Origin of the sequence: Marinobacter sp., from assembly GCF_041595835.1 — a bacterium.
Taxonomy (GTDB): domain Bacteria; phylum Pseudomonadota; class Gammaproteobacteria; order Pseudomonadales; family Oleiphilaceae; genus Marinobacter.
Genome location: NZ_JBFHJO010000083.1, coordinates 1 through 4,985, shown reverse-complemented (window position 1 = coordinate 4,985; position 4,985 = coordinate 1). Strand labels below are relative to the sequence as shown.

The following is a 4,985-nucleotide window of genomic DNA, read 5'->3' as shown; positions in this document are numbered from 1 at the left end:
GCCGCAGCCCTCCAAGACATAATGGCAACCTTCACATGCAGCAGGCTGGTATCCACTACAGGTGGCGACCGGTGCAGATCATCCATGGTGATCTGGCGCGGGCCGAATCCGCGATACGGTATGGTGCTGAGCCCGACCCTGCGCTTGCCGATCCCCGGGAACTTCTCTTGCAGCCACGCCGCCTTTCCGGCTCTGGCGGCTGCAGATTTCACGGTTTTCATATCGACGCCAAGTTCTCTCGCTGCTGCGCAGATTCCCATGCCCTGTGCACTGCAGGCGTTCAGGTGGCGGATGTGTTCTTCAGTCAACTCCCATGCTGTCCTGGCCATTACGCTGCCCTCCGGCTCATCTGTTCGTCCATCATTCTTTGTTTCATGCGCTCAATACGCCGGCCAATAGCTGACCGATGGATGCCGTACCGCTTCACCATGTTCACGTAGGAATACCGACTGTTCAGCAACTCCTGCGCGTGTCGCAGTTTTTCCATGCGGGCGGCCACTTCCGGGTGTTTGGCGGCCAACGCTTGGTCACCGTTCAGAATCTGGCGGATTTGATCCCGACTCATCCCGAACTCTACTTCTGCTACGGTGATCGAATTTTCGCCGGCAATACGCTCAAGTTCGAAGTGTTTCAGGATGTCCTGCTCCAGCTCACGCTCTTCCGCTTCGGATATCCTGGTGCACTTGCTGCGAGTCCTAAATATCCCGCCACGCACTTCGATAGAGCGCTGCTTTACTGTTTCCCTGCAGCATCCGTGTTTCTTTGCAAGGTCGTCCAGGGTGTAACCTCCGGACTGTTTCTTTTCCCTGGCCTCAAGATATTTGCGGCGGCGCTCCGATGCTTCTGCTACTACATGCTTTGGCAGGCGGCGGATTGACGGTAGCTCCAGCTTGCCATGGGTGATCAAGTGAACCTCTTTGCTCGTCAGGCCGTACTCCTTGTTTAGGATTGCGCCTGTGTGCCGAGCCATTTCATCGTCCAGCTGGTGCATGATCGCTATGTCTGCGTACAGGGCTTGCAGCTCACTGGATGTCATGAATTTGTGGTATCGTCCGGTTTTCATCGCTTTCGCTCCTGTTCCGTACAACGTTATCCCGGGTGATGGCCGCAGTTACGCGGCCATCTCGGTCTGGATGGCTTCAATCCAGCCCATCACCGTTGATGAGTCCGCGCCGAAGTGGGCGCACAGGACTGCGATAATCTCTGACCGGGTAGGGGCTCGCTTGGCTGCCGGCTTAGTTGCCGCCTGCGGGCGAGGATCCGGCGCTTGCGCCTTCTGCTCTGCAGCTCTATGGGTAGCAATTTGTGCTTGCGCTTCACGCTGGGCACGGGCTTCTTCTTCCCGGCGAATGCGCTCACGCTCAGCCTCAACGCGCCGTGCCTCTGCTTCCTTGTGCTCTGCAATCCGGGATTTCACGACTGCAGCAAAATCATCTGCCGGCTTTGTGGCGATGTGCTGAATGTCTGGAAACAGGAACTCAAACCCTCCGCCATGCTCTGCCAGCTGCTGCAGGTTGAAGGCGATAACGTCGGCAATTTGCTTTGCGTCCAGCTTCGCTTTTGCCAGCTCATCATTGGCGGCTGATTCCAGGCTCTTGATTGTTTTCTTGCCCTTCATGGCGCCGGCAAAGTCTGCCTGAATGTCTGGCATGCATACGCCAAGATCCTGGCTCAGCGACCCGATGTAATCTGCCAGTTGCTGCTTTGCGTTGGTCAGGATCTCCAGCTTCCGGGATTCCTTCTGCTGCTTCACTGCTTTATCCAGCTTCAGGCGGATCTGGCGGGTCTCTTCCTTGATGCTGTCGATGCTGCGCACTACTTCATCCACGGTCTGCATCTGGCCCAGGACGCTTTCCTTGGTGGCATCCAACCGGGATTCCACTTCCTTGCAGTACTTCACCGTCTTCTCTGCGTTGGCAAAGTCTTCATCAGTCTGCAGATCGGTATTGATGTTCGCCAGGGTTGCCCGGGCCTGTGCTTCAAATTCCGCCAGGTTGCTCGCGGTAACCATGCCGGTCACCTGTACGGACAGGGCTGGCAGGGCATCCGGAGCTCTGCCTTCAGGAGCCGGCGCTTCTGGCTGCTTGGGCACGTATGCCGCCAGGTCCGCTTCAAACTGCTTCCAGCCATCCTTCATGCGTTTGATGTCGGCTTCGTTGGCTTCTACCCAAATGTGCACAGTGTTTTCTTCGGTACCGTCAGTCACCATGTACAGGGTTTTACTTCCCGGGTTCACGGCAAGTTGGTGCTGCAGCTGCCAGTAATCACACTCAGGCACTTTTCCTTCTGCAACTTCGGCGGCCTTGGCCTTGTTCCACTGCTTGCACTCCCAGTTAATGTCGCCAAGCATGGTCTGACCGTCGTAACTGGCGGCCAGCCAGCCATCGTCGTCAACGGCGGAGATCGGGTACAGTTCTTCACCAATAATCTGCTCGGCAATCGGTCGCGCCTGGGCTTCTACTTCGTGCCCGCGATCCAGTACGTTCTTCTGGAACCAGTCAGAAAATTCGCGGTCGAGGCCGGTGGCCTTCATGTGCAGCAACTCATCCCGAGACACATTTGGAGACGCTGACATCATGATGCTGGCTTCCGATGCGTTCATATACTGGCGACGATGGGCCAGCCATTCCGGTGATCCCTGCTTCAGATTCATGATTTTCATGCGGCTTCTCCTTGCGGCGCTAGTTGTTTGATTTGGTTCCGTTGCTCGTCGGACAGGATCGCGTTGCTTTCCACGGTGTCGATTACTTCCTGCGCGGTTTTCCTGCCGGACTCAACAATGGCTTTCCACTTCGGAAGGTTCTCTGCGAACTGCTCTGCCGGGTACGGCTGAGGGATTGCCCTCGCTTCCTGTGCCGGCTGGTCCACTCGCTCAGCCTTGCCCATATCCTGTTCTGGAATGTCCCGGGCCTCTTCCACGGTAATCAATCCGCCCAGGGCATCCGCGAACTTGTCCCGCAGGGCATAGCCCCGCGCCCGCCACATCAGCATCCGCTTCGGGTACTGTTTCCACGGACCCTGCTTGTTCCAGAGTCCGGCCATTTCGGCATCGGCCCGGCTGAAGGTAACTGTGTGGCGCTGGGTTTCGCCTTTCCGCCATACTGTGCAGGTAGCAGTCATGGTCTGGTCGTCGAACGACTCTTCATGGCCGCCGAATTTCGGGTGATTCTGGACCAGAGCCAGCAGTGCATCGCCGTAGATAGCCGGCTTGCCATTAATGACTGCGATATTCTGCAGCGCCTGAATCGGGTTGAGCCCCAATTCGCTGCCCATCATCATTGCAACAAGGGTGTCCTGTGCTCGGTTCTGATAACACTTCGGAACCATCTGGCTGCCGGCCAGCATTTCAGCCATCTGCATGGCCTCGCCAATACTATTTGGCTGCAGTGAAAACCCTGAGCCTGTGGATTTTGTGATTGCATTCATGCTGCTTCCTCCCCAGCTATCTGCGATTCAGTTTTGAGTTCGTCCATTTCCAGTTCGTAATTCAGCTCTGCCGCCTCACGGATTGGCGACATTCCAATGATCTGGCCAAGGGCCCGGTTCATCAGCCCGGTCAGCAGCCTGGATGCCTCAATTGGATCTGAGGCGGTCATCACCACGGCCCGGTCAAACAGGTCGCTGTCCAGCTCGATCATGGCGCTGATAAGATCTTCGGTATCCAGGCGCTTGGTATTCACAATCCCGCGATCATTGCGGTACGCCAGGATGTACTGCTGGCCCCGTGTCAGCATGTTCCTGATGCCTTCTTCGATTTCCTGCATCATGAATTCGATTGCCGCTTCCTTGCTCATGCCACTTCCTCCGCAGGTTTCTCTGATCCGGCTTGCGCTAGTTCCAGCTTTACCGCCTCATCCAGGAGCCTGTCCGCCAGGTACCGCATGTCTTCGGCATTTTTGAACATCATTGATGCTTCGGAGCCTTTATCGTCCTTAACGCTTACGGACGACATGGCGCGGCCCATGTGCTTTACCATCAGAGAACACGAGAATTTCGCGTTATATACGTTGACCATCATGCTGCTTTCCCCACGTCTGCTTTGCTTGCAATCATTTCCATGTCGTGCCTGATTGTTCTCAGATGCTCGACATTCCAGCTTTCTCCGATCCTGGCGCAGGCCTTGTAGGCGATTTCGCCATGCTCCCGGATCACGTATTCGGTGCGGCGGTGCGCCCAGCTGTACAGGATGTCAGCGTCACCGCCTGCCTTGTTGATGCGCTTAACCAGGCGCTGGATGCGCTGGTGTTCGTTTCGTGCCTTGCTCATTTCGCACCCCCAAAGATAGAAAGGTCCGTCCTGATCGAGATGGCCAGCGCCTCTCCTACCAGCATCAGAGACGGCTGGACCGGATAACCGGTGTAGGTCACTGACGGTACGGCCAGAGGGCAAACCCTGCGACTGCTGTCGCTCCACCCCTTCAGACAGTGCCGGTAGCCGTACACCGCACCCAGGGAGACGCCGAACTGTATGTCTCCATGATTCGCTGTGAACTGCCGAGCCAGCATGAATGCATCCTCGTCATAGCTGTTGCGGAAATAGCCGGCCATGTACCCATCTACCGCAACGGCCAGCATCCTGTTTGTCTCGTTGTACTCCTTGCCGGAAAAATGCTGGCTCCATGCCCCTGTGTAGATGTAGCTGTCGGCCATTGCCGGGGCAGCTAACGCGATGGCCAGGGCTGCTATCACATCTTTCATGCAGCGCTCCTAAGCATCAGCTTGCGTTGATAGGCCAGCCAGCGCTCGCCGTTTGTGGGAGCTTCCAGGCCTGCAAACTCTGGGGCGAAATTCGGCCTGCTTTCTACAGCCATCGGATCAGAGTTGCGGGCCTGTTCGCGGAGCCGTCGCTGAGCCCGGAAGAACTGCTTGTCGTTGATAGTCATTGGTCTGCCTCCAAACACAAGTGAACTTGCATCTAATAAAAGCATAGTTGTCTGTGCAGTGCAAGCAAACTTGCATATTTTTTCTAGGACAAAAAAAAGCCCG

At 56.3% G+C, this 4,985-nt stretch carries 9 protein-coding genes; all 9 read right to left on the bottom strand.

Going from position 1 to position 4,985, the window contains the following annotated elements; translation table 11 throughout:
* Positions 1 to 329, bottom strand: a 329-nt coding sequence (locus tag ABYA77_RS14585; RefSeq protein ID WP_372966689.1) for a hypothetical protein, incomplete at its 3' end; no start/stop codon positions are given.
* The gene (locus ABYA77_RS14580; RefSeq protein WP_372966688.1) at positions 329 to 1,063 is read right to left on the bottom strand and encodes a hypothetical protein; all 735 of its coding nucleotides are present in this window, start codon (positions 1,061 to 1,063) and stop codon (positions 329 to 331) included. The genes ABYA77_RS14585 and ABYA77_RS14580, both read right to left, overlap by 1 nt.
* 48 nt (positions 1,064 to 1,111) lie before the next feature.
* Positions 1,112 to 2,662 (bottom strand): YqaJ viral recombinase family protein, encoded by a 1,551-nt coding sequence (locus tag ABYA77_RS14575; protein WP_372966687.1) that lies wholly within the window; start codon positions 2,660 to 2,662, stop codon positions 1,112 to 1,114.
* Positions 2,659 to 3,426, bottom strand: a complete 768-nt coding sequence (locus ABYA77_RS14570) for a recombinase RecT (RefSeq protein WP_372966686.1) — start codon at positions 3,424 to 3,426, stop codon at positions 2,659 to 2,661. The genes ABYA77_RS14575 and ABYA77_RS14570 overlap by 4 nt, the downstream gene beginning before the upstream one ends.
* A complete protein-coding gene (locus ABYA77_RS14565; protein WP_372966685.1) occupies positions 3,423 to 3,794 on the bottom strand; it encodes a hypothetical protein in 372 nt (123 codons plus the stop codon). The genes ABYA77_RS14570 and ABYA77_RS14565 overlap by 4 nt, the downstream gene beginning before the upstream one ends.
* Positions 3,791 to 4,018 (bottom strand): hypothetical protein, encoded by a 228-nt coding sequence (locus tag ABYA77_RS14560; RefSeq protein WP_372966684.1) that lies wholly within the window; start codon positions 4,016 to 4,018, stop codon positions 3,791 to 3,793. Before ABYA77_RS14560 ends, ABYA77_RS14565 begins: the two co-directional genes overlap by 4 nt.
* Entirely contained in the window at positions 4,015 to 4,266 is a 252-nt protein-coding gene (locus tag ABYA77_RS14555) for a hypothetical protein (protein WP_372966683.1), read from the bottom strand. The genes ABYA77_RS14560 and ABYA77_RS14555 overlap by 4 nt, the downstream gene beginning before the upstream one ends.
* Entirely contained in the window at positions 4,263 to 4,697 is a 435-nt protein-coding gene (locus ABYA77_RS14550) for a hypothetical protein (RefSeq protein ID WP_372966682.1), read from the bottom strand. Before ABYA77_RS14550 ends, ABYA77_RS14555 begins: the two co-directional genes overlap by 4 nt.
* Positions 4,694 to 4,882: a hypothetical protein gene (locus tag ABYA77_RS14545; protein ID WP_372966681.1), complete on the bottom strand. Its 189-nt coding sequence runs from the start codon at positions 4,880 to 4,882 to the stop codon at positions 4,694 to 4,696. Before ABYA77_RS14545 ends, ABYA77_RS14550 begins: the two co-directional genes overlap by 4 nt.
* Between the last annotated feature and the right edge of the window lie 103 nt (positions 4,883 to 4,985).

Coding starts and splice junctions, on each gene's coding strand:
- ABYA77_RS14575 (WP_372966687.1), bottom strand. CDS start 2,662: ATGAAAATCATGAATCTGAAGCAGGGATCACCGGAATGGCTGGCCCAT.
- ABYA77_RS14555 (WP_372966683.1), bottom strand. CDS start 4,266: ATGAGCAAGGCACGAAACGAACACCAGCGCATCCAGCGCCTGGTTAAG.
- ABYA77_RS14560 (WP_372966684.1), bottom strand. CDS start 4,018: ATGATGGTCAACGTATATAACGCGAAATTCTCGTGTTCTCTGATGGTA.
- ABYA77_RS14580 (WP_372966688.1), bottom strand. CDS start 1,063: ATGAAAACCGGACGATACCACAAATTCATGACATCCAGTGAGCTGCAA.
- ABYA77_RS14550 (WP_372966682.1), bottom strand. CDS start 4,697: ATGAAAGATGTGATAGCAGCCCTGGCCATCGCGTTAGCTGCCCCGGCA.
- ABYA77_RS14545 (WP_372966681.1), bottom strand. CDS start 4,882: ATGACTATCAACGACAAGCAGTTCTTCCGGGCTCAGCGACGGCTCCGC.
- ABYA77_RS14570 (WP_372966686.1), bottom strand. CDS start 3,426: ATGAATGCAATCACAAAATCCACAGGCTCAGGGTTTTCACTGCAGCCA.
- ABYA77_RS14565 (WP_372966685.1), bottom strand. CDS start 3,794: ATGAGCAAGGAAGCGGCAATCGAATTCATGATGCAGGAAATCGAAGAA.